The organism is Paenibacillus jepli, from assembly GCF_047238105.1.
In the GTDB taxonomy this organism is placed as follows: domain Bacteria; phylum Bacillota; class Bacilli; order Paenibacillales; family Paenibacillaceae; genus Paenibacillus_D.
The window spans coordinates 1,065,001-1,084,847 of sequence record NZ_JBDFMD010000001.1; the positions used below are offsets into that span (position 1 = coordinate 1,065,001).

Below are 19,847 nucleotides of genomic sequence, written 5' to 3' on the forward strand. Positions count from 1 at the left end.
TTCTCCACGGTACGGCCGTTCACCCGGAAGCGGTACACGGTCAGCAGATCATTGACGATATTGTCGTCGTTCCCCGTGTATAGAGCGATGTCGTCGCGCCGGCTGGAGTGCATCACCGCGCGCACGACATCGATAGTCTGATACCGGTTGAACGGCGCCAGCTTGATCGCTACGATGCCGGGAATCTCCGCAAAGGCTTGCCAGAAAGGGTAGCTGAAGCTGCGACCGCCTACGGAAGGCTGCAGATAAAAGCCGATGATCGGCAGGCATGCGGCTACCGCGCGCGCCCGCTCCAGGATCTGCGCCTCCGTCCAGCTCTGCAGGCCGCCCATACTGAGCAGACCCGCATCGTAACCCAGCGCCACTGCCGTCTCCGCTTCCCGCAGCGCCTGCTCCGTCGGACCGCAGATGCCGGCCACCAGCAGGAACGGCCGTGACGGAGCCGCTCGACGCACCTCTTCGGCGGCCAGCCGCAGTACCGGCTCGAAGAGACGGTGTTCGGGATCGCGAATCTCGACTGGGTGGAATGCACGCCGACCGCGATGCCCCCGGCGCCGGAGGCGAGATAATATCGCGTCAGCGCGCGCTGCCGGCGCTCATCGAGCTTGCGGTCCGCAGTCAATGCCAGCGGATGAGCCGGTATGACCAGTCCCTCATGCAGCGCGGCGAGTTGCTCTTGCGTCAAGGCTCTTGCTGTCATCTAGAATTTCCCCTTTCGTTGCTGAAAATGCGTCGGTTTGTTCCAGGTCATGCCTCCCGCCTGGACCCACTCGCTCAGCCAATCGATCATCTGCAGCAGCGATACCTCGGGATACCCGAGCAGCTGATGCGATCGGGAGGCATTGTTCAGCAGCGCCGTGTCGGACTCGCTGCCGACGATCTGAGGCTCCTTGCCCATCCGCTGGCCAAAAGCGTGAGCCGCCCAGCGGATGGAAACCGTCTCGGGTCCCGTGATATTGACGATCGCCGGCGGGGCGCTGCACAGCGTAAGGCAACGGAGCGCCATCGCATTGGCATCGCCCTGCCAGATTACATTGGCATGCCCCATCGTCACATCGACAGGCCGCCCTTCATGAACCGCCCGGGCTATCTCCAGCAGCACCCCGTAACGCAGGTCTACGGCATAGTTCAGACGATACATCGCCATCAGCGTTCCGTTCTTGCGGCCGTGGTATTCGAAGATGCGCTCCCGGCCAAGGCAAGACTGGGCGTACTCGCCGAGCGGCTCGGGCGCCACCGATTCATCGGCGCCGCCACTGCCGACCGGCATGAAGGGATAGATGTTGCCGGAGGAGAAGACGACGATCCGCGAGTCCTGGAAGTGCGTCGCCACCCGGCCCGGCAGATAAGTATTCATCGCCCAGGTGAAATGCTCATTGCCTGTCGTGCCGAATTTGTTGCCGGCCATATAGAGGATATTGGCGGCTTGCGGCAGTTGGGTCAGCTCGCTGTCATCGAGCAGATCGCAGGCAATCGTCTCCACGCCGGCCGCCTCCAGCTCCTGGCGGGCCTCCGTACTGGAGAAGCGGGAGACGGCAATGATGCGTCGATCGCCCAACCCCCCTTCCCGGACCGTGCGAGCCGCCAGCCGCGACAAGCTGGGCCCCATCTTGCCGCCTGCGCCGAGCACCATAATGTCCCCGTCGATCGTCGAGAGATCCCGGATAAGGGCCTCGCTTGGCGTACTGAGGAGTTCCTCCAATTGATGTACCGATGTAATCATGCATGTTCCCCCTTCTTGCGTGCGTGATGATATTTTCATCTTAATGGAAAACTCTATATAAAGACAAATCTTTTAATAGTCTTTAAATAAGAATAAAAGAGCCAAGGAACAGGACCGGGGTGGTCCGTTTCTTGGCTTGCGTGCGTTCTATTCCCCGCTGCCTCTACAGGTCCTGCATAAAAGACATCCGGTAGATCTGGCGCGGTCTGCCTTTGGGTACCTTCTCCATGCCCGCTACCGTCACCAGCTCATGGTCCATCCACAGCAACAGCAGCCGGTGCGCGCTTCGAACCGTGATCTCCAGCAGGGAAGCAAGCTCGTGGACCGTATAATCCACCTTGTCGAGCTTGGCTTTGCTGCTGAGCAGCTTGCTCAGATAAGCGCTTGTCATACCGGCGTCCTCGGCCTGCTTGATCAGCCCCGCATCGGTTGGGGCGAGCACAGTCTGAACCGGATCGCTCATCTCCAGCGGCCCGATCAGGGTACGGTCTTCCCTGACGATGAAGCAGGCGTTGCCGCCCGCCTCCTTGGCCTTGCGAAGCGCCGCCCTGGCGTGCGTGCCCGCTTCGTTGGCTGACGCCCCGAATCCTACACCGATGCTGAGCGACAGTCCATAAGACTTGGACGCCTCTCTCGCCAGCGGGATCATCTTGTAGCCGCCGGTCTCCCGCTCGAAGATGCCCCGGGTGGTGATGAACAGATATTCGTCGCCGCCCAGTGCGGTCAGATATCCGTCCAGCGTCGCCACGTAGCCCAGCAGCAGCCGGTGGATATCCAGCTTCAGCCGCTGCACCTCGTGTTCATTGACGCTGCGCATGACCAAGCCGTGAAAATCGTCGATGTTGATCATCCCGATCACCATCTGCGATTCCTTGCTGCGCCTCGATTCGGTGGAGAGGAGCGCTCGCTCCAGCGCGACGGAGATGTCCTGAGGCGAAGGCGCCAGATGCCAGCTGGCAATGCCGGCCTCTGCCAGCGCCTCGGCGACGGTCTCCTCTCCGGTCAAGGCTGCGCTGCAGACGCCGGCCTGCGCCGTATGGAACCGGAGCAACTCGGCTTCCGAAGCGTGCGGAGGCCCGTCGTAGAGCACGACGCGCACCTCCGCCAGGCCCAGCTCGGCAAGCGCCCGATAGACCATGGCCGACGTGAGGGAGTCGATAGACAACCCTCCCGCGAGCTTGTCCGCCTGCCACGCCATCATCAGCGAGCGATATAAGGCTACGTCCGTCAAGGGAACGTGCAGGATGGGAATCCTCGCGTCCACCTCCCGTTTGACCGCGAGATGCAGCCGCGCCCCGGCGATCAGGAGCACTTCCGCCTGACCTGCCAGCTCATCCGCCGCCTGCACGGCCTCCCGTTCGTCCCTGGCCGCACGGGGCAACGGCGCGAAGGTCGGAAACCGGCGCGCCACCTCCTGCATGGCGGCAATCGCCGGCGGCGGGCCGATCAGACCGATCGCGATCTGCGGCACACGCAGGGTATCGCGCATATCCATCAACATCACTCCCTAGAAGATTGGTGAAAAAGTGCCGGAAGTGGGGCGGAATTGTCCTGGAGAAGCGGAGCGCTCGCCTGAAAGCTTTTCGCAGAAAAGCTAGCTTCGGAAGCATACACTGTTCCCGGAATTCAACCTCAACCAGAGGTTATGATTCAAGAATTCTGGGAACCACAGCGATCGGAAGGACGATCCGCACAACGTAGGCCTAATTTTCACCACACTTCCAGATGGAAGAAGCTGCTCAACGAGTCCCCGGAACTCATCGGCAGCTTCTTGATTTACATGGGTACTAGCATTCTAAAAATTATTATAGCCGTCCTCAGATCAGACTTCAATCATCGCCGTGCGTCTATCTGGAGTGAATGCTTCCGTCCCTTCAGCTGCGGACCTGCATTTCATCGATGAACGTCCACGCGCTGCTCGCCGGGATGACCTCTACTTTGACATAGCGGCCGGACACGCCGGATAGTCCGGTCACGCGATAGGTCTTGGTCTGATCGGAGCTGCTCACCGCAGGCTTCTCGACCGTCCCGACATCCGCGAAGTTGATATTGTCGCTGGACACGGAGAACCTTACTTCCTGCGGCAGCAGCACATAGACGGATTTCACTTGCAGGAAGTTCGCGTTCACTTCACTGATCGGACGCGCTTGTCCCAAATCAATCACAAAGCTGTAAGGACTGGCGGTATTACGTCCTTGCCATGCTCCATCCACATACGACGCCGAGCCGTGGACGCCGTTCGTAAGCTCAGCGCCTCCCACATCCGGATATGCGGCATCCGCCGGCATGGATGAAGTATAGGGCCTGGCTGCCGACCAAATATTCGGATAGGTGGTTCCAGCCGGAGTGGCTGCGGATACCGCCGTGGTCAAGGCCGACAGATTGCCTGCCGCGTCGAAAGCGCGAACGGCATACGTATACGTCGTGCCCGGCGTGAGCTGCTTGTCGATGAAGCTCGCAGCAGCGGTGTAGCTGGCATGGACAAGCTCGCTGTTGCGATAGATTTGGTAGCCTACTACTCCGGTATCGTCCGTCGAGCCGCTCCAGCTCAGCGTGACGGTCATCGGGTCTGCGGCTGCCGCCGTCAGAGCGGTTGGCGTCGTGGGCGCCGATGAGTCCAGCGTACCGGCAGCTACGTAGTTGGCATAGGTCTCATAATACAACGGATTAACAGTCTGAGGACTCATATAATGGTTGAAGCTGAAGCTCGTATAACGGCTGACATACGGCTCTACGGCCAGCATGTTGTCCAGCATATGCCTCAGATCCATCGGCTTGAAGTCCATGTTGAACGTCTCCGTATCCGCCCAGAGCGCTGTGCCTGGACTCGACGCGGTGATAGCGTTTTGGGTCGCGGCAAACCAACTCGCCAGATCGGACGTTGCCGCGTGGCCGGCGCCGATCCCATCCTGTAAGGCAAAGATGTCGATATCCGTGCGGCTCAGAATGTAGTTCCACATCGTCTCCCAGCCCGCCGGATTCAGCCCGCCGGATACGTTGTAGAACGGCGAGATCATGATCGGCAGTCCGGGCGACACCGTACGGGCTGCCGTCGTCACCTCATTATAGAAGTCTGCCATACGCTGCCATGACGTGGTGTCAGGCAGGTTCCAGTTGTCGACCTCGAAGCTTAAGTACCAGCCCTTGAAGGAGTCATAGCTGCCGTATTGATCCCACAGATCCTCGATTAACTCGCCCGCGATACCCGCTTCATCATTCAGCCAAGCTACATCATTCGTATAATGGACGAACCATTCGTGATTGAGCTGCAGCCCGATATAGATATCGAGGCCGTACGCGTCCCCCATCTGCAGCACCTTGGCGACCACGTCTTGCGACGTCTCCTGCGTCAGACCCGGGACGGTCGTTGGATAGACAGCTGTACCGAACTCCGTATTTGCCGACCATTGCAGGATCAGATGATCCATGCCGACATCCTTCATATACTGAAATTCGTCTGCCCACTGCCCGTGGCCCCACTGGTCGCCAAGCTCCGGCTGCAGAAACGAGCCGTTTAATTTCAATACGTCTGTAGGGGCCGGCTCAGCCTCCAGCACGCTCCATTCATCTACGAAGGACCAACTGCCCGGCGCACCATTGACGGTCATCTTCACATAACGCGCCGTAGCGGGCGCTGGGGCATCGCAGGCGTATGTCAGACGCACGATATCGCTCCCCGCTCCCTGTTGGCCTACGATACAGGCCGATTGATAGGCTGCACCATCGCTCGAATAACTGTACTCCACGCTGGTTGGGGACGGGATGCCGCCTCCGGCATATTTGAAAAACCCGGCCTCGAAACGCTGAAACGTCTGCGCGCTTCCCAAATCAACCGTGAACGAGTAGCTGCCCGGCGTCAGCCTCCCTTGCCAAGCGGCATCGGCTAGCAGTGGCGCTGCGGTGATGCCATCCGTAAGCTCCGCCCCTCCGCTGTCAGGGTAGGACGCATCGGCTGCCACACTGGAGGTGTAGCTTTTGCCCGCAAGCAGATTGACGCCCGCTGCGCTGGCCTTCTCCAGCCCGAACGGGCTGACCCCTGCGACAATCAGCGTGCAGCATACTGCCTTGATCATCTGCACCCTTGCACTTCGCAACCATAGTTCCTTCTTCATGGATCGCTCTCCCCTTATGAATAGGATGGGTCAATACGTGATCAAAACACTCACATTCGATGATCGTATCCGTCTTCTGAATCACTTCGTGATCAAAAGCGAAGCTAGGGCAGCCCCGATTACTCCTGCTTGTTTTCCCAGCTGTGCAGCAACGACATTGACTGGCTCGGGCTGCTGGTACACCGGCATCACCTGACGGTTCAACAGGGCCTGGATCCGCTCAAGCAAAAATGCGCCCTGCCCGGCCACCATGGCTCCCCCCAGCACGATGGCAGGCGGGTTGTAGATATGGATGAGACCAGTCAGACCGGCCGCTGCATACTCGCAATACTGATCGACGATGGGCAGCGCCCGCCGATCGCCTTCTCTTGCATAGCGAAACAGCGTCTCCGGCTCGTCCCACGGACCGTCTTCCCATTGCTCAAATGCCAGCTTCTTCAGTCCCGTCACGGATGCATACGCCTCCCAGCAGCCCCGGTTGCCGCAGCTGCAGGCGCGGCCGCCCATCGCGATGACCATATGTCCGAACTCGCCGGCATAGCCTTCTCTTCCTCCATAGGCGCGCCGGTCGGTCATCCAACAGCCCCCTACGCCGGTCCCGAGAGCGACGCACAAGAAATTCGTCCACTCCCGCCCTGCGCCCAGCCAGGCTTCCCCCATCGCGATCATATTCACATCATTGTCGACGACGACGGGAAGTCCTGTCTCGGAGCCGATACGCACTCCCAGCGGCATGCCCGCCCACCCGGGCAAGGTGGCCGTAGCGCCCCTCACGATGCCGCTGGACCGCTGGACCTGACCAGCGGTGCCAATGCCGACGCCATCCAGCGCGAGACTCGCGTCCGACGCAGCTTGCCTGGCATGCTCTGCAATCGCGGACAGCTTGTTCAGCAGTTCCTCCGGCCCGCGATCCGATTCGGTAGGCACGAGTCCCTCCAGCAGCACTTCGCCTGCTTCGGTGACGATGCCCCATTTGATATTCGTGCCTCCGAGATCGATGCCCAGTGCGGAGCGCATCGGCTTCACTCCTTTCCCACGAGCTCGGGTCTGGGGATGAGCCCGTCCACGAATCTCTTCGTAATCGCCTCCGGGCGCGTGATGGCGCTGCCGATCACGACGGCGCGGGCGCCAAGCAGCAGACAACGGTACGCTTGCTCCGGCGACTGGATTCTGCCTTCGGCGAATACCGGGATCGCAACGCGGCGCGCCAGCTCCTCAACCAGCTGAAAATCCGGTCCTGACTGCTGCGGCGAATAGTCCGTGTACCCGGACAGCGTCGTAGAAATGATATCGAAGCCCATGGCTTCCGCCTGCACCCCTTCCTCTACGGTCGAGACATCTGCCATGAGCAGACAGTGCGGGTACGCGGACCGAAGCCATCCAATGAGATCCGCGAGCTGTTCTCCTCCGGGCCGGCGGCGCGGCGTGGCGTCAATCGCGATCACATCGGCCCCCGCCTCAGCAACGGCAATCGCTTCTTTGCGGGTTGGTGTAATGTAGACCGGCGAATGGTCATAACGTGCCTTCCATATCCCGATGACAGGAAGGCCGAGCGCTTTCTTAATCGCAGCAATATCCGCCGGAGAGTTGGCGCGGATGCCGACGGCTCCGCCCTCCCGGGCTGCGATGGCCAGCTTGGTCATCGTATCGGAGCCGAATAACGGCTCGCCTTCATACGCCTGACAGGAGACGATTAGCCCGCCGCTGAGAGCTTGGATGAGGTCCTTTGTCATAGTAGTACACTCCTTAGGTACGGAAACATTAACCTTTAATTCCTGTCAAAGTAATCCCTTCGATAAATTGCTTCTGTGCAAAAAAGAACATAATGACCAGAGGCAAAGTGAACAGCAGCGAGGCCGCCATCAGCAGTCCCCACTCGGTGTAATGCTCAGCCAAAAAAGCCTGCAAGCCAAGCGTCAGCGTGTACATATCGGCGTTGTTCAAATACAGCAAGGGCCCCATAAAGTCAGACCAGGTGTAGAGGAACGTAAAGATCGCAACGGCCGCAAGCGCCGGCCGGCACAACGGAAGAATGATCGTGATATAGATCCTCGACTCGGACGCGCCGTCGATGCGGGCGGCTTGGATGATCGTGTCCGGGATGGACATAAAAAACTGTCGCAGCAGGAAAATATAAAGCGGCGCTCCCGTAAACGTGGGAATGATGAGCGGCCAGTAGCTGCCGGTCAAGCCCAGATCCTTGAAAATCATATAGATGGGAATCATCGTGACCTGGAACGGCAGCAGCATCGTTGCAATAACGATCGGAAAGATCCATCTGCGCCCGCTCCACTCGATCTTCGTGATCGAATAGGCGACCAGCGGCGCCGCGAACAGCTGCCCGACAACACTCGCGAGCGTGACGAACAGCGTGTTCAAGAAGTATCTTGCAAACGGGATGATCTCGAATACTTCCTGGTAATTGCTCCATAGGAACGTCTCCGGCCAGATCGTTACCGGGAAGGTCGATATTTCGCCCAGCGACTTAACTGAGGTCAGCAGCATCCACATGAACGGCGCCAGAAAGGCAATCCCGATGACGATCAAAATGCTATGGACGGGGAGGCTTTTTCTAAGTTTGTTCGACTGCATTTAATCGCCTCCGTAAGTGACCCATTTTTTCGAAGAGCGGAAGATGAGCCACGTAATGATGCCGGCTATGATGAACAAGATCCATGCCATAGCGGAAGCTTTGCCCATTTTGAAGTAAATGAAGGCATTGTGATACAAATACATCGCATACATCAAAAGCGAGTTCTCGGGTCCGCCGCTGCCGGGCATATTAAGCGCACTGCTGGATACAACAAAGTAAGCCTGTGTGAAATATTGCAAATTATTGATGACCTGCATAATGAGCTGGAACAAAATGATCGGCGATATCGTCGGGATCGTGATGCTCCAGAATTGGCGCCACTTGTTCGCTCCGTCAATCTGGGAGGATTCGTACAGCGATTGCGGGACCTCCTGCAAGGAAGCCAGGAAGATGATCATCACATTGCCCGAAGCCCACAGTCCCATCATCACCAGCGAAAATTTGCTTAAGCTCGGATCGGCAAGCCAGTTCGGCCCAGGCAGTCCGACCATGCCGAGCAAGCCGTTGAGCAGGCCGTACTGCGGATTGAGAATCCACATCCACAGCAGCGATGTGGCCGCGAGCGGCACGATCGTCGGGATATAGTACACCGTGCGGTATATCGACAGGCCTCTAATTTTTGTATTTAGCAGCAGGGCGAGCAGCAAGGAAAAGAATAAGTTGATCGGCGTGCTCACCACGGTCAGGTACAATGTGTTCTGCACGCTTTTCCAGAACAGATCGTCTCCCATCAGCTCCTTGTAGTTATCGAATGCTACAATTTCGGGGGACTGAAAAATATTGAAGCTCGTAAAGCTGTAATAGAATGATGCCAATAACGGATACAGCGTAAAAGCGAGAAAGCCTAGTAGCCAGGGACTCGCGAATGCTAACCCGATCCAAGTGTTTTTCTTCATCGTCGCTCCCCCAGAAGTCTACTTTCCCCATTATAAGAAGCTGGCAAAGCGGTACGCGCAGTTGGATTAAACGAACTCCTACTTCAGCAGGCTGGCGGATTTGTCTTTCATCGCCTTCATGGCTTCATCCGCAGACTTCTTGAAATTGACGGCCAGCTCGAACTCGTCGGTGATTACTTTGCCGTAAGCGCCTTGCTCGCCGAACGTCGGGAAGGGCTTCAAGTTCGGATTTTGGGCGGCCTCGGCGAAAGCCCGGAAGTCCGGAATGTCTTGCAGCGCCGGATCGTCATACGCCGAGGTTCTGGCAGGCAGGTTGGCGAATTTGTCATTGAATTTGATCATGTTTTCCTTGGCCATGAGCCAGCTCATGAACGCCCATGCGCCGTCCTTGTTCTTGGCGTTGCTCGGGATAAAGAAGGTCGATGCGCTCACTTCTCCGCCCCCTGCCAGCTCCGGCTGGCCGGCCGGCGCGGGATACGGAGCTACGCCGTAATCGATGTCCTTCTGCAGCACATTTTTTACCGTATGGCCGAACCACGGACCGTCAAAGCGGATCGCCTGATTGCCTTGGATAAATGGATCGGTCGCATCCAGATACTTGGCGGAGGAGTTGAACTTCAGGACGTTGTCCGCGCCGAACTCCTGGCGGTACGCCTGCATCAGCTCGATGCCCTTCTTCATGCCTTCATTGTCCGGCGTCAACGTCTTGCCGTCTTCGGAGATGAAGTCGCCGCCCATGGCAAACGCCATGCTATTGGTATAATACACGTTCGGAAAGTCGGGGAAGCCCATCACCTTGATGGTGCCGTCGGCATTGGTCTCCGTCAGCTTGATGGCATACTCCAGCAGCTCTTCTTCGCTCTGAGGCGGTCCGTCATATCCAGCTGCCGCCAGCAGCGCTTTGTTATAGAACATCATGTTGAAGTTGACGTTAATCGGCAACGCATACAGCTTGCCTTCGTAGCGGCCGGACTCCAGCGCCGCCGGCACAAAGTCCGATAGATCGTAGTTGTCTCGTTCGATATACTCGTCAAGCGATTGAAGCATGCCCTTCTCTACGTAAGATGCCGTATTGTTGCTGAAGTTGTCCGTGACGTCCGGACCTTCTCCGCTGGAGATCGCCACGATAATTTTTTGCATATCCGGCACGGACAAGCCTTTCACTTCATAGTGCTCCTGGCTCGCATTGAACTCCGAGATCAGTTCCTCTACATACTCCCCTTCAACACCGCCCCACAAATACCAGAAGCTGACTTCGGTCTTTTGGACCGGCGGGCTGCTGCTGCCTTGGTCCGCTCCGGCAGGGCTTTCGCTGTGGTTGCCGTTCCCGCAAGCAACGAGGGCAGCCGTCAACATCAAAGCAAGCGTCGTCTTGATCCCTTTTCTGTTCCACATCATTCACTCAGTCCCCCTAAATATGCTACTAATGATGAAGTTCTTGAAGCCATTATACCTCCGTGTAAGATTGGTTGTAAAGGACTTTTCCTTTTTAAATTAAAATTCAGGAGGAATACTCCAAAATCGATCAGACTGTCCTCACCATAAGACCTCCGGTCACGGATCGTTCTTTCCATCGATTCCATCCCTCTTCGGTCTTTTGAGGACAGCCTGAATAATTATTACTCACTCTCCAGCCGGAAGCCGATTTCAAACATTCGCTTCCAGGGCATGGATACGTCCGATATGTTCAGCGGCTCTCCCCAAGCGAGGTATTGTTCGGCAAACTGCTGCAACTGCTGTTCAATCTGCCGCTCCACTTCTTGTTGTACATGTTCAATGCGGAAGTAGGAAGCGTCCAGCTTCGGCAGCAGCTCCTCGGTAATGGCCTGTCGCACGACAGACTGATACCCCCAGTCTTCGAGGAGCCGGTAGCAATAATACATGCGGCTTGCCGCTTCCTTCTGCGGGCACTGCTGAGGCTGCGCTCGGTTGAAGGCTGTAATGATCGCGTGGGAGATTACCGTACCGAGCGCATTGCCCGACGTATTCCATGCTGCATACCCGTCCAGTTTGTCCAGCAAGCATTTTTTGGCGAGCAGCTTCATCAAGATGTCATCCCCGCCGTTGCACAAGGCTACATCCGCCAGCGCCATCACTTTGCCATGACGGGCGTATCTTTCGATGGTGCTTGCGAATTCACGCCTGTTGATCTCGGAGACGTACGACTGATGACGCGAGTCGTAGCGATCCGTTGTCTCTGCGACCGCGACTCCGCTTATAGCCGGCGAATGAACCATCAAGTAGAGATCGGGAGCTTCAAATCCGTCCGCCACGCAACCGCCCGATGCCATGACATGATGCTTGATGCTCTCGTTCAAGGTGCGGTCCTCGTATTTGGGCACAATGGAAGGACCAAGGGTCGAGGAGTATCTGACATGAACCAGCGGCTCATACTGATGAAGCTCGCAAAAAATGCGGCTGAACATCGTACATCCGATCTCGTCCGCGCCGGGGTATACCGCGATGCGGTCAAGCAGATTGCCATCCTCCACGAGCCGCACGAGGCTCCGCTGCTCCGAAGAGGTATAGCCGTATACGGAGTTGTCATCCAGCGGCACGACCAGATAATCGATGACGCCTCCGTCTGTCAGCGAGACAGAGCGATGGTTCATCTGCTTGTTCACCTCCCGTCTGCCCAGAAAATCATCAAAAACGGCGCTCGGCACCTTTTGTTCAATATGCGTTAACCGTTCTTCTTCCGCCGGGTCCAGTCCGTCTCGCTTGCGCTTGTCTATCAGCCATCCATAATCGTACAGCTCCCGGCCATAATCGGCATAGTAGTCCGGCTCTTCCTCGCTGCTCGAATACGCAGGCGCTCTTGTAATGAGATGAAAGGCATACAGCTTCAAGGCTGGATTGGCTGTCTTGAGCTCGCGCAGCCTGGTCATTCGCCGCTCCAGCTCTGAGAGGTCCAGTTGATGAAGCCGTGACGGCACAATGCCTCCGTAGAGAAGCATATCGATACTGATCAACGCATAGTCGGCGTCGGCGGCTTCCTTCAGCAGCCACTGAGTCACCGCTTCCGTATCCGCAGGCCGTTTCTTGTCGCCAAGCACGGAGCGGCTGGGCACCGCCAGATGAAGATCCGTCATTCCCGCCAGATAAAGCGGATAGTCATAATTGCAAGGTCTTTCGTCCAAAGGAACATATACAATCTTGTTCATACGTGGCGTTCACTCCTGTGTGGTTAATAAAAAAATCCATACGCCCCAAGGTACGTATGGATAATTTCTTCATATTCAAATTATATTACGGACCATTACTCCATTTCAATCGTTTTCAATAAATTTTGTGGACCACCGCTTTGGAGGTTTGCTCCAGCGCATCATACGTCTTCGTCCGATACCGGATCGCGGTGGCTGTAGTCAAAATATCCAGCACATGAATCTGCGATAGCTTGGACGAGAAGGCGCCGCCCTGCAGCGGCGTCTCCCGGGACTTGGAGAGCAGCACCACGTCGGCATATTGCGTCAGTGGTGAGCGCAGATGGCTGGTCAGACAAATAAAGAAGACCGACTTTTGCTTTGCAATCTTGACGGCGTCCACGATATCCTTCGTACTGCCGGACGTTGATACGGCAAACAATACATCGCCCTCTTCCATCAGAATCGCATTCATCGCCATGATATGCGGGTCCGTGACAACCTCGGTATTATAGCCCAACCTCATAAAACGGTACTTGCCGTCCAACGCGGTATTGGCCGACGATCCGACTCCGAAGAAGTACAGCTTCTTCGACTTGCCGATCGCATCGATCGCCTTCTCCATCTGTGCCATATCGAGAAGATTAAGCGTATTTTCGATGGACTTCGTATTTTCCACCGTGATTTTGGCTGCGATGTCATGCAGATCATCGGTTTCCTCAATTTGACTATGCACATTTTTGATCGGTACGACCAGATCCTGAGCCAACGCCAGCTTGAACTCCTGGTAGCCTTTAAAACCGATCTTGCGGCATAAGCGCAACACCGAGGTTTCCCCCACTCCCGCCATCTCGGCCAAGTCTGTCAATGTTACGTATACGACCGCCTCTGGATCTTTCCGAATGACGTCCGCGATTTTCTTCTCGGTCTTGGTCAGCGCTTCGTAGATGCTGGATATTACAAGCAAGGTATTGGCGCCTTCGGAAAACCCTTTAGGTTTGGACATTGCATACACTCCTCAAATTGAAGAAGTATTCCACTTCACAAAATAATAATAGACTTTCACTCCATAACATTCAAGTGCAACCGGCTGGCTGTGGATCGAAAAAAGACTCACTCACCGTCTACTTCGGTGAAGTGAGCCTCTTCGGCATAACCAGCTTGTATCCGACGCCGCGGATCGATTCGATCCGGACAGACTCCTGTCCCAGCTCCAGCTTCTTGCGGAGCGAGCTGACATGGACATCCACCGTACGCTGTCCGCCGATATAATCGAACCCCCAGACGACGTTCATCAGGTCGTCGCGGGTGATGACCATGCCCGGCCGCTGGACCAGATACAGCAGTACTTCAAACTCCTTGGGCCGCAGCGGGATGATCTCCTCCTGCAAGAGCACCTCATACTTGTCAGGATAGATAGCCAACTCGCCTGCGACGATCACTTTCTCCGAGGTGTCCGTCTGCCGGACATCCTCGTTGCGTGTGCGCCGCAGCACCGCCGATACCCGTGCGAGCAGCTCCGCTACGCCGAACGGCTTGGTAATATAATCGTCCGCGCCGTGCTTCAACCCCTGGACGACCTCTTCCTCCGCATTGCGGGCCGTCAGGATGATCACTGGAGTCGATACTCCGTTCTGTCTGAGCTTGCCCAGAATCTCGAAGCCGTTCATCCCCGGCAGCATAATATCCAGGATGATCAAATCAAAGCTCCGCTGCAGCGCGGTCTGCAATCCTTCTCCGCCATGATCGGCAACTGTAATCTCATAGCCTTCTTGCGACAAATTATAAGACAAGAGACGAGCCAGCGTCGGCTCATCCTCGATGACCAGCACCCTCTGCGACATGTAAACCTCCAGCTTCGCGTGTTCGTCTACCGCGTAATGTACTGTTGCGTAGCTACTCTACCGCTCTCTTGTGCGCCCTTCTGGACGCGGCACGAATATACTCTAGCATACCACACCTGCCGATGCATTACTACGATTGGAGCACCGGAAGCTCGATCGTAAACGTTGAGCCGACGCCCGGCGAGCTGTCTACAACGATCGTCCCCTTGTGCAGCTCGACAAGGTGCTTCACAATCGACAGCCCCAGCCCGGTGCCGCCGGAGCTCCGTGAACGCGCCTTGTCCACCCGGTAGAAACGCTCAAAAATGCGCGGCAGATCTTTTTTGGGAATACCGATGCCAGTATCGGCGATGGTGATCCTGATCATATCATAATCCTGGGATTCCTGCGCACCTGGCTGCCGAAGCGGCTCCACCTTGACAGATACCTTGCCGCCCTCGGGGGTATAATTAACCCCATTGGACAGCAGATTGATCAGGATCTGATGCAGCCGGTCCTCGTCCGCTTCCACGTAGATCCCTTCAGCGACCGACATTTCCAGCGCGATATTTTTACGGGTTGCCTCCGTCGCGATAAACTCCATGGTCCGCGATACGACCGAAGACATCTCAACCGGCGACAGCTGCAGCGGCACGCGCCGCGATTCGACTTTGGACAGCTCGAGAATATCACCGATCAAACGGTTCAGTCGTTCGCTTTCGTCGAAGATGATCTGAAGGAATGAATTGGCCGTGTTTGGATCATTGACCGCCCCGCCCAGCAGCGTCTCGGCAAAGCCCTTGACCGCCGCGATCGGCGTCTTCAGCTCATGCGAGACATTGGCCACAAACTCACTGCGCATCCGCTCGAGCCGGCGGATCTCGGTCACATCCCGCAGCACCAGCAGTACGCCGCCGAACTCTTCCCTCGTGTGGAACACGGGGACAAGATGAATCTCAAGCAGCCGTTCGTCCGGATAGTAGAACGGGATCTCTTCTCGGATATGCTCGCGTTCCTCCAGCCCCTCCTGGATGATCTGAGCGAGCTCATACTGCTGCTTGGCTTCGGCGAAATGCCTGCCGACCAGCTCTTTGGCCGAGAAGCCAAGCACCTCTTCCGCCATCCGGTTGAGGAGCACGATCTTTCCCTCCCGGTCAATCATCACGATGCCATTGATCATATTGTCCAGGACGCTCTCCAGACGGGTCTCGTTCTGCTTGAGCTGTCGCATCTGTCCCTGCAGGCTGTCAGCCATGGCATTGATGGCATGCGCCAGCTCCCCGATCTCATCGGACTTCTGGAGCGGGACCCGCGCCTGATAATCCATATTTTTGATGCGCTGCGCCACCCGGGTGATGGATTCGAGCGGCCGCGTCAAGCCTCTGGCGATCCGGTAGCTGACGAGTGCAGCCAGCACGAACAGCCCCAGCAAGCCGAACAGAACGACACTCCACAGCTCCCCTACACTCTGATCGACATCTTCCAGACTCATAGCCAGCCGCACCATATCGCTCGCCTCGGACCCCGGGGTGACGGGCACTGCCACGTACATGTAGTTGACCTCGGTCGTATCGCTGCGCCGGATCTGGCGGCCGACGCCATGCTCGCGGGCTTCCTGAATTTCGAGCCGGTCATAGTGATTTTCCATCAAGCGCGGATCATGGCTGGAATCGCCCAGCACAGTGCCGTCCCCCCGGAGGAATGTAACGCGGACCCCGGAGATCCGGTGAAGCTCCTGCGCCGTGTCCGTGAAGTAGTCATACACTTCCTCGGGCGCGCCGCTCCTCCATTCCATGGTCGAGATAATGATCTTCATCTCCCGCAGCATATTGTCCTGCAAGGCGTCGAGATGATTGTTGCGGAAGGTGTGCGCCATGAAGAGGCCTGCCGTGAGCACGGACAGGCCGATCATGCCGATGATTATCAAAGTGAGTCTTACACGAAAACGGTTCATTCGCCAATCCCGTCCTTTTGCTCGCATGCTTACCCGTGACTATCGTACCTGTCCCTGCCGGGGAATGCCAGACTTCCTTTTGTTAAACTTTTGTAAAACGTAAAAATGAAGCGTCGCCACCGGCTGTTGGATCATGATCCCGAGCACTACGGGTACCGCTGCCGCCGGACTGAAATACCCCAGTGCCAGGACGATCCCCAGCGAAATATTGCGCATCCCCGAAGCATAGGAAAGGGTAACGAGCAGCTCACGGTCGCGGAACGGCAAGGCACTGAAGAAGCCCGCAGCGTAGCTGATGCCGACCAGCGCAATGACTGCCGGCGCCAGCATCAGCAGATCTCCCTTGAGTTCCATCACGTACGGCTCGATCGCCGAAGCGTTGAGCGCGACTACCGCAACAAAGCACAGCTTGGACAATGGCGCCGCCACAGGCCGGACAGTATCGTTGATACGGCCCCTCGTCAGCTGATGCAGGAGCACGCCTGCCACGGTAGGGAGCACGACGATAACGAGCAGATCCGTGATCATCTTGCCGGTGTCCACCTCTACGCCTGTACCGAAGAACAGCTGGATGCCAAATGGCACGACAAGCGGACTGATCGCCGAATCGACGACGACCAGCGCCAGCATCAGAGCGATGCTGCCACCGGAGAGGCTGACCCAGATCACCGACGAGACACCCAGCGGGATCAGCGCAAACAGGACGAATCCTACAGTGTAAGGGGAAGCCGCACCGAACAGCAGCACTCCCATCCCAAATGCAATCAGAGGCAGCAGCAGGTGAGCTGTGGACAGCGACCACAGGATTGGCAGCGGCCTCATCAGTACGACCCGCAGCGCCTCAAGACTGCAGCCGATCGCCATCGTCAGCGTGACAAAAGCAAACAGGTAGGGAACCCAATCTACAAAAGGCAGCAAGGGCTCCGAAAAAAGAAACCCCAGGACAAGAGATCCGGGGACAATGAAGAACATCCATTTCTCAAACCATTGGTTGAAGGCTAATCCGAATAATCGCGTCACTCATCCCCCGCTTATTATTTGAATACCGGTTCCCTCAGCTCGGTGAGCTTGACGAAGGAATCCTTTTCGACATCTGCATGAAGACTGTTGCCGTGGGCGTCCATCGTCACGATCGCGGCAAAGCCTTCGGTCTTCAGATGCCACATCGCTTCCGGAATGCCGAATTCGAGGAAATCGACGCCGTTCACCTGCTTGAAGCACTCGGCATAATATTGGGCTGCGCCGCCGATGGCATTGAGATAGACAGCGCCATGCTCCTGCAGGGCAGCAAGCGTCTTGGCGCCCATGCCGCCTTTGCCGATGACCGCGCGGATGCCGAATTTCTTGATGATATCGCCCTGGTAAGGCTCCTCGCGGATACTGGTCGTCGGTCCGGCGGCCTTGACATGCCAGCCGGCATCGTCCTTGAGCATGACCGGTCCGCAATGATAAATGACCGAGCCTTCCAGATCGATCGGCGCATCATGATCCATCAGATGCTTGTGCAGCGCGTCCCGGCCGGTGTGCATCTCGCCGTTGATGACGACGATATCGCCTACCCGCAGACTGCGGATCTGCTCTTCGGAGATCGGCGTCTGCAGGACAACCTCGCGGCGCTCGGCTCCGGCAGCCTCTGCCGCGGGCTGCGGCTCGGGGGTCGGCTCGGCCATATCGACTTCCTGCCCCTGCGGGTAGATCCATGACTTGATCTCGCCGCTCTCCGCATTCAGGAGCACGCCTTGTCTGCGGTAAGCCCAGCAATTGTAGGCCACGGAGACAAAGAAGCTCGCTGGCAGACGGTTCATGACTCCTACCTTGCAGCCGAGCAGCGTAACCTCGCCGCCGAAGCCCATCGTACCGATGCCAAGCTTATTGGCATGGAGCATGACATACTCCTCCAGGGCCGCGAGATCGGGATGGTCATTCGTATCATCGACACGACGGAACAGCTGCTGCTTGGCCAGCTCGTAGCCGGTCGTGCGGTCGCCGCCGATCCCCACGCCGATGAAGCCGGCGCTGCAGCCTTGGCCCTGGGCCTGATAGATGGCGTGCATGATGCATTTGCGGATGCCGTCGAGATCCCGTCCCGCTTTGCCCAGCCCGTCCAGCTCGGCAGGCAGGCTGTACTGGATATTTTTGTTCTCGCAGCCGCCTCCTTTGAGGATCAGGCGGATATCGATATCGTCTTTCTCCCACTGCTCGAAGTGGATGACCGGCGTGCCGGGGCCGAGATTGTCCCCCGTGTTGGCGCCGGTGAGCGAGTCGACAGAGTTGGTCCGCAGCTTGCCGTCCTTCGTCGCTCTGGCGATTGCCGAGCGGATCTGCTCCTTCATGAGCAGCTGGTTGGCGCCTACCGGCGTATGCACGACAAATGTAGGCATTCCCGTATCCTGGCAGATGGGCGAAACCTTGGTCTCAGCCATCTCGATATTGTTGGCGATTGTCAAGAGCGACAGTCCCGCGCGCGTCGCCCGGTCCTCTGCCTCCCGCGCCGCACGAATCGCCCGTCGTACATCTCCGGGCAGATTGGTGGACGTCTCCACGATCAGATCATATACGCTTTGTTCGAAGTGCTGCATTACGTACCGCTCTCCCCTCTCAAAATAGCAACCTTATGAAGACACTATATCATAGAAAATGCTATTCGGCATCTAACCAGCCCCTCGTCCTCGCTGTACAAAGGGGGGCCGTGCCTGATATGATCAAATGGAATTCCGTAGAAGGAGCATCTGCCGATGGAATCCCATTTTTTTGCCTACCTGTACCGTTTGAAGTATATCGAGCGCTGGAGTCTGATGCGCAACACGACGCGCGAGACTGTCGCTGAGCACTCGTACCATGTGGCACTGCTGGTTCATATGCTGTGCGAGATCGGCAACCGCGTCTACGGACGCCGGCTGAACAGCGACCGCGCAGCCGCGATGGCACTGTTCCATGACGCGACGGAAGTGTTCACCGGCGACATCCCGACTCCGGTCAAGCATCATAATCCCAAGATGCTGGCCAGCTTCCGCGAGATCGAAAGCATGGCCGCCGAACGGCTGCTGGGCATGGTCCCCGCGCCGCTGCATGAGACATATACAGCCCTGCTGCTGCCGGATGACGGTCTCTCCGATGGGGAAGCGGGTGCGAACCCTGACCGGGAACTGCTGCGCTATCTCAAAGCCGCCGATCTGCTGGATGCCTATCTTAAATGCGTCTCCGAGCTGTCCTCCGGCAACCGCGAATTCATGGTCGCCAAAGGCCAGACCGAGCAATCGCTGGCCAAGCTGGAGATGCCCGAGGTGGAATGGTTCCTCACCCATATGGCACCGAGCCTGGGCAGGACGCTCGACGAGCTCTCCGAGACGTAAGCCTCGCTACTCCTGTTCTCCAGTCCCTCCCCGCAGACCGAGCACCGACTTGCGGACGCCCTCATACACGGTCTGCCATTCCGGCGAAGCCTGGGCGAGCAGCCTGGCTTGCGCCGGCAATTCCGGGAGCTCCTCTTCCGCAGTGCGCTGCCCCCCGCCGTCCGGCGCCACTGGCGGCACTTCCCCCTTCAGTCTGGCTTTCAACTGCTTTATCCGCTGTCTCGGATCGCCGCTCATACCCATCTGACTC

The 19,847-nt window shown here is 57.4% G+C and carries 16 protein-coding genes and 1 pseudogene (1 of these 17 running past the window's edge); 1 reads left to right on the forward strand and 16 read right to left on the reverse strand.

The features are described from left to right. From ABC336_RS04925 to ABC336_RS04995, 15 genes and pseudogenes are all read right to left on the reverse strand, one after another. Positions 1 to 700: pseudogene (locus ABC336_RS04925) on the reverse strand (dihydrodipicolinate synthase family protein) (it extends 364 nt beyond the left edge of the window). Beyond that, on the reverse strand, positions 701 to 1,723 hold the full coding sequence (locus ABC336_RS04930; protein WP_413237603.1) for an NAD-dependent epimerase/dehydratase family protein: 1,023 nt from the start codon (positions 1,721 to 1,723) through the stop codon (positions 701 to 703). 163 nt (positions 1,724 to 1,886) lie between these two features. Then, positions 1,887 to 3,218, reverse strand: a complete 1,332-nt coding sequence (locus ABC336_RS04935) for a GGDEF domain-containing protein (protein WP_413237604.1) — start codon at positions 3,216 to 3,218, stop codon at positions 1,887 to 1,889. A gap of 379 nt (positions 3,219 to 3,597) precedes the next feature. Next, positions 3,598 to 5,835: a DUF4434 domain-containing protein gene (locus ABC336_RS04940; RefSeq protein ID WP_413237605.1), complete on the reverse strand. Its 2,238-nt coding sequence runs from the start codon at positions 5,833 to 5,835 to the stop codon at positions 3,598 to 3,600. Positions 5,836 to 5,916: 81 nt separating this feature from the next. Further along, on the reverse strand, positions 5,917 to 6,852 hold the full coding sequence (locus tag ABC336_RS04945) for an ROK family protein (RefSeq protein ID WP_413237606.1): 936 nt from the start codon (positions 6,850 to 6,852) through the stop codon (positions 5,917 to 5,919). 5 nt (positions 6,853 to 6,857) lie between these two features. Further along, entirely contained in the window at positions 6,858 to 7,568 is a 711-nt protein-coding gene (locus ABC336_RS04950) for an N-acetylmannosamine-6-phosphate 2-epimerase (protein WP_413237607.1), read from the reverse strand. A 28-nt stretch (positions 7,569 to 7,596) separates the two neighbouring features. After that, the gene (locus ABC336_RS04955) at positions 7,597 to 8,427 is read right to left on the reverse strand and encodes a carbohydrate ABC transporter permease (RefSeq protein WP_413237608.1); all 831 of its coding nucleotides are present in this window, start codon (positions 8,425 to 8,427) and stop codon (positions 7,597 to 7,599) included. Further along, positions 8,428 to 9,324, reverse strand: coding sequence for a carbohydrate ABC transporter permease (locus ABC336_RS04960; RefSeq protein ID WP_413237609.1), 897 nt, complete (start codon positions 9,322 to 9,324; stop codon positions 8,428 to 8,430). A 78-nt stretch (positions 9,325 to 9,402) separates the two neighbouring features. Then, positions 9,403 to 10,722: an ABC transporter substrate-binding protein gene (locus ABC336_RS04965; protein WP_413237610.1), complete on the reverse strand. Its 1,320-nt coding sequence runs from the start codon at positions 10,720 to 10,722 to the stop codon at positions 9,403 to 9,405. Between the two features lie 221 nt (positions 10,723 to 10,943). Further along, complete coding sequence (locus ABC336_RS04970) at positions 10,944 to 12,488, reverse strand: DUF4127 family protein (RefSeq protein WP_413237611.1); 1,545 nt, start codon at positions 12,486 to 12,488, stop codon at positions 10,944 to 10,946. A 115-nt stretch (positions 12,489 to 12,603) separates the two neighbouring features. Further along, positions 12,604 to 13,473 (reverse strand): MurR/RpiR family transcriptional regulator, encoded by an 870-nt coding sequence (locus ABC336_RS04975; protein ID WP_413237612.1) that lies wholly within the window; start codon positions 13,471 to 13,473, stop codon positions 12,604 to 12,606. A 118-nt stretch (positions 13,474 to 13,591) separates the two neighbouring features. Next, complete coding sequence (locus ABC336_RS04980; protein ID WP_413237613.1) at positions 13,592 to 14,311, reverse strand: response regulator transcription factor; 720 nt, start codon at positions 14,309 to 14,311, stop codon at positions 13,592 to 13,594. Between the two features lie 130 nt (positions 14,312 to 14,441). Continuing rightward, positions 14,442 to 16,244 carry a two-component system histidine kinase PnpS gene (pnpS, locus tag ABC336_RS04985; protein WP_413237614.1) on the reverse strand — a complete coding sequence of 601 codons (1,803 nt, stop codon included), beginning with the start codon at positions 16,242 to 16,244 and terminating at the stop codon, positions 14,442 to 14,444. Between the two features lie 39 nt (positions 16,245 to 16,283). Then, positions 16,284 to 17,264: a bile acid:sodium symporter family protein gene (locus ABC336_RS04990; RefSeq protein WP_413237615.1), complete on the reverse strand. Its 981-nt coding sequence runs from the start codon at positions 17,262 to 17,264 to the stop codon at positions 16,284 to 16,286. Positions 17,265 to 17,278: 14 nt separating this feature from the next. After that, on the reverse strand, positions 17,279 to 18,823 hold the full coding sequence (locus ABC336_RS04995) for a fumarate hydratase (protein WP_413237616.1): 1,545 nt from the start codon (positions 18,821 to 18,823) through the stop codon (positions 17,279 to 17,281). Positions 18,824 to 18,979: 156 nt separating this feature from the next. Here ABC336_RS04995 and yfbR point away from each other — a divergent pair, with 156 nt between their 5' ends. After that, complete coding sequence (gene yfbR, locus ABC336_RS05000; protein WP_413237617.1) at positions 18,980 to 19,597, forward strand: 5'-deoxynucleotidase; 618 nt, start codon at positions 18,980 to 18,982, stop codon at positions 19,595 to 19,597. A gap of 6 nt (positions 19,598 to 19,603) precedes the next feature. Here yfbR and ABC336_RS05005 read toward each other — a convergent pair whose 3' ends face one another. After that, a complete protein-coding gene (locus tag ABC336_RS05005; protein ID WP_413237618.1) occupies positions 19,604 to 19,840 on the reverse strand; it encodes a hypothetical protein in 237 nt (78 codons plus the stop codon). Between the last annotated feature and the right edge of the window lie 7 nt (positions 19,841 to 19,847).

Bases quoted from the DNA above. Each gene is read 5' to 3' on its own strand.
- pnpS (WP_413237614.1), bottom strand. From the start codon at position 16,244: ATGAACCGTTTTCGTGTAAGACTCACTTTGATAATCATCGGCATGATC.
- ABC336_RS04970 (WP_413237611.1), bottom strand. From the start codon at position 12,488: ATGAACAAGATTGTATATGTTCCTTTGGACGAAAGACCTTGCAATTAT.
- ABC336_RS04950 (WP_413237607.1), bottom strand. From the start codon at position 7,568: ATGACAAAGGACCTCATCCAAGCTCTCAGCGGCGGGCTAATCGTCTCC.
- ABC336_RS04975 (WP_413237612.1), bottom strand. From the start codon at position 13,473: ATGTCCAAACCTAAAGGGTTTTCCGAAGGCGCCAATACCTTGCTTGTA.
- ABC336_RS04940 (WP_413237605.1), bottom strand. From the start codon at position 5,835: ATGAAGAAGGAACTATGGTTGCGAAGTGCAAGGGTGCAGATGATCAAG.
- ABC336_RS04965 (WP_413237610.1), bottom strand. From the start codon at position 10,722: ATGATGTGGAACAGAAAAGGGATCAAGACGACGCTTGCTTTGATGTTG.
- ABC336_RS04945 (WP_413237606.1), bottom strand. From the start codon at position 6,852: ATGCGCTCCGCACTGGGCATCGATCTCGGAGGCACGAATATCAAATGG.
- ABC336_RS04955 (WP_413237608.1), bottom strand. From the start codon at position 8,427: ATGCAGTCGAACAAACTTAGAAAAAGCCTCCCCGTCCATAGCATTTTG.
- ABC336_RS04995 (WP_413237616.1), bottom strand. From the start codon at position 18,823: ATGCAGCACTTCGAACAAAGCGTATATGATCTGATCGTGGAGACGTCC.
- ABC336_RS04980 (WP_413237613.1), bottom strand. From the start codon at position 14,311: ATGTCGCAGAGGGTGCTGGTCATCGAGGATGAGCCGACGCTGGCTCGT.
- ABC336_RS04935 (WP_413237604.1), bottom strand. From the start codon at position 3,218: ATGGATATGCGCGATACCCTGCGTGTGCCGCAGATCGCGATCGGTCTG.
- ABC336_RS05005 (WP_413237618.1), bottom strand. From the start codon at position 19,840: ATGGGTATGAGCGGCGATCCGAGACAGCGGATAAAGCAGTTGAAAGCC.
- ABC336_RS04960 (WP_413237609.1), bottom strand. From the start codon at position 9,324: ATGAAGAAAAACACTTGGATCGGGTTAGCATTCGCGAGTCCCTGGCTA.
- yfbR (WP_413237617.1), top strand. From the start codon at position 18,980: ATGGAATCCCATTTTTTTGCCTACCTGTACCGTTTGAAGTATATCGAG.
- ABC336_RS04930 (WP_413237603.1), bottom strand. From the start codon at position 1,723: ATGATTACATCGGTACATCAATTGGAGGAACTCCTCAGTACGCCAAGC.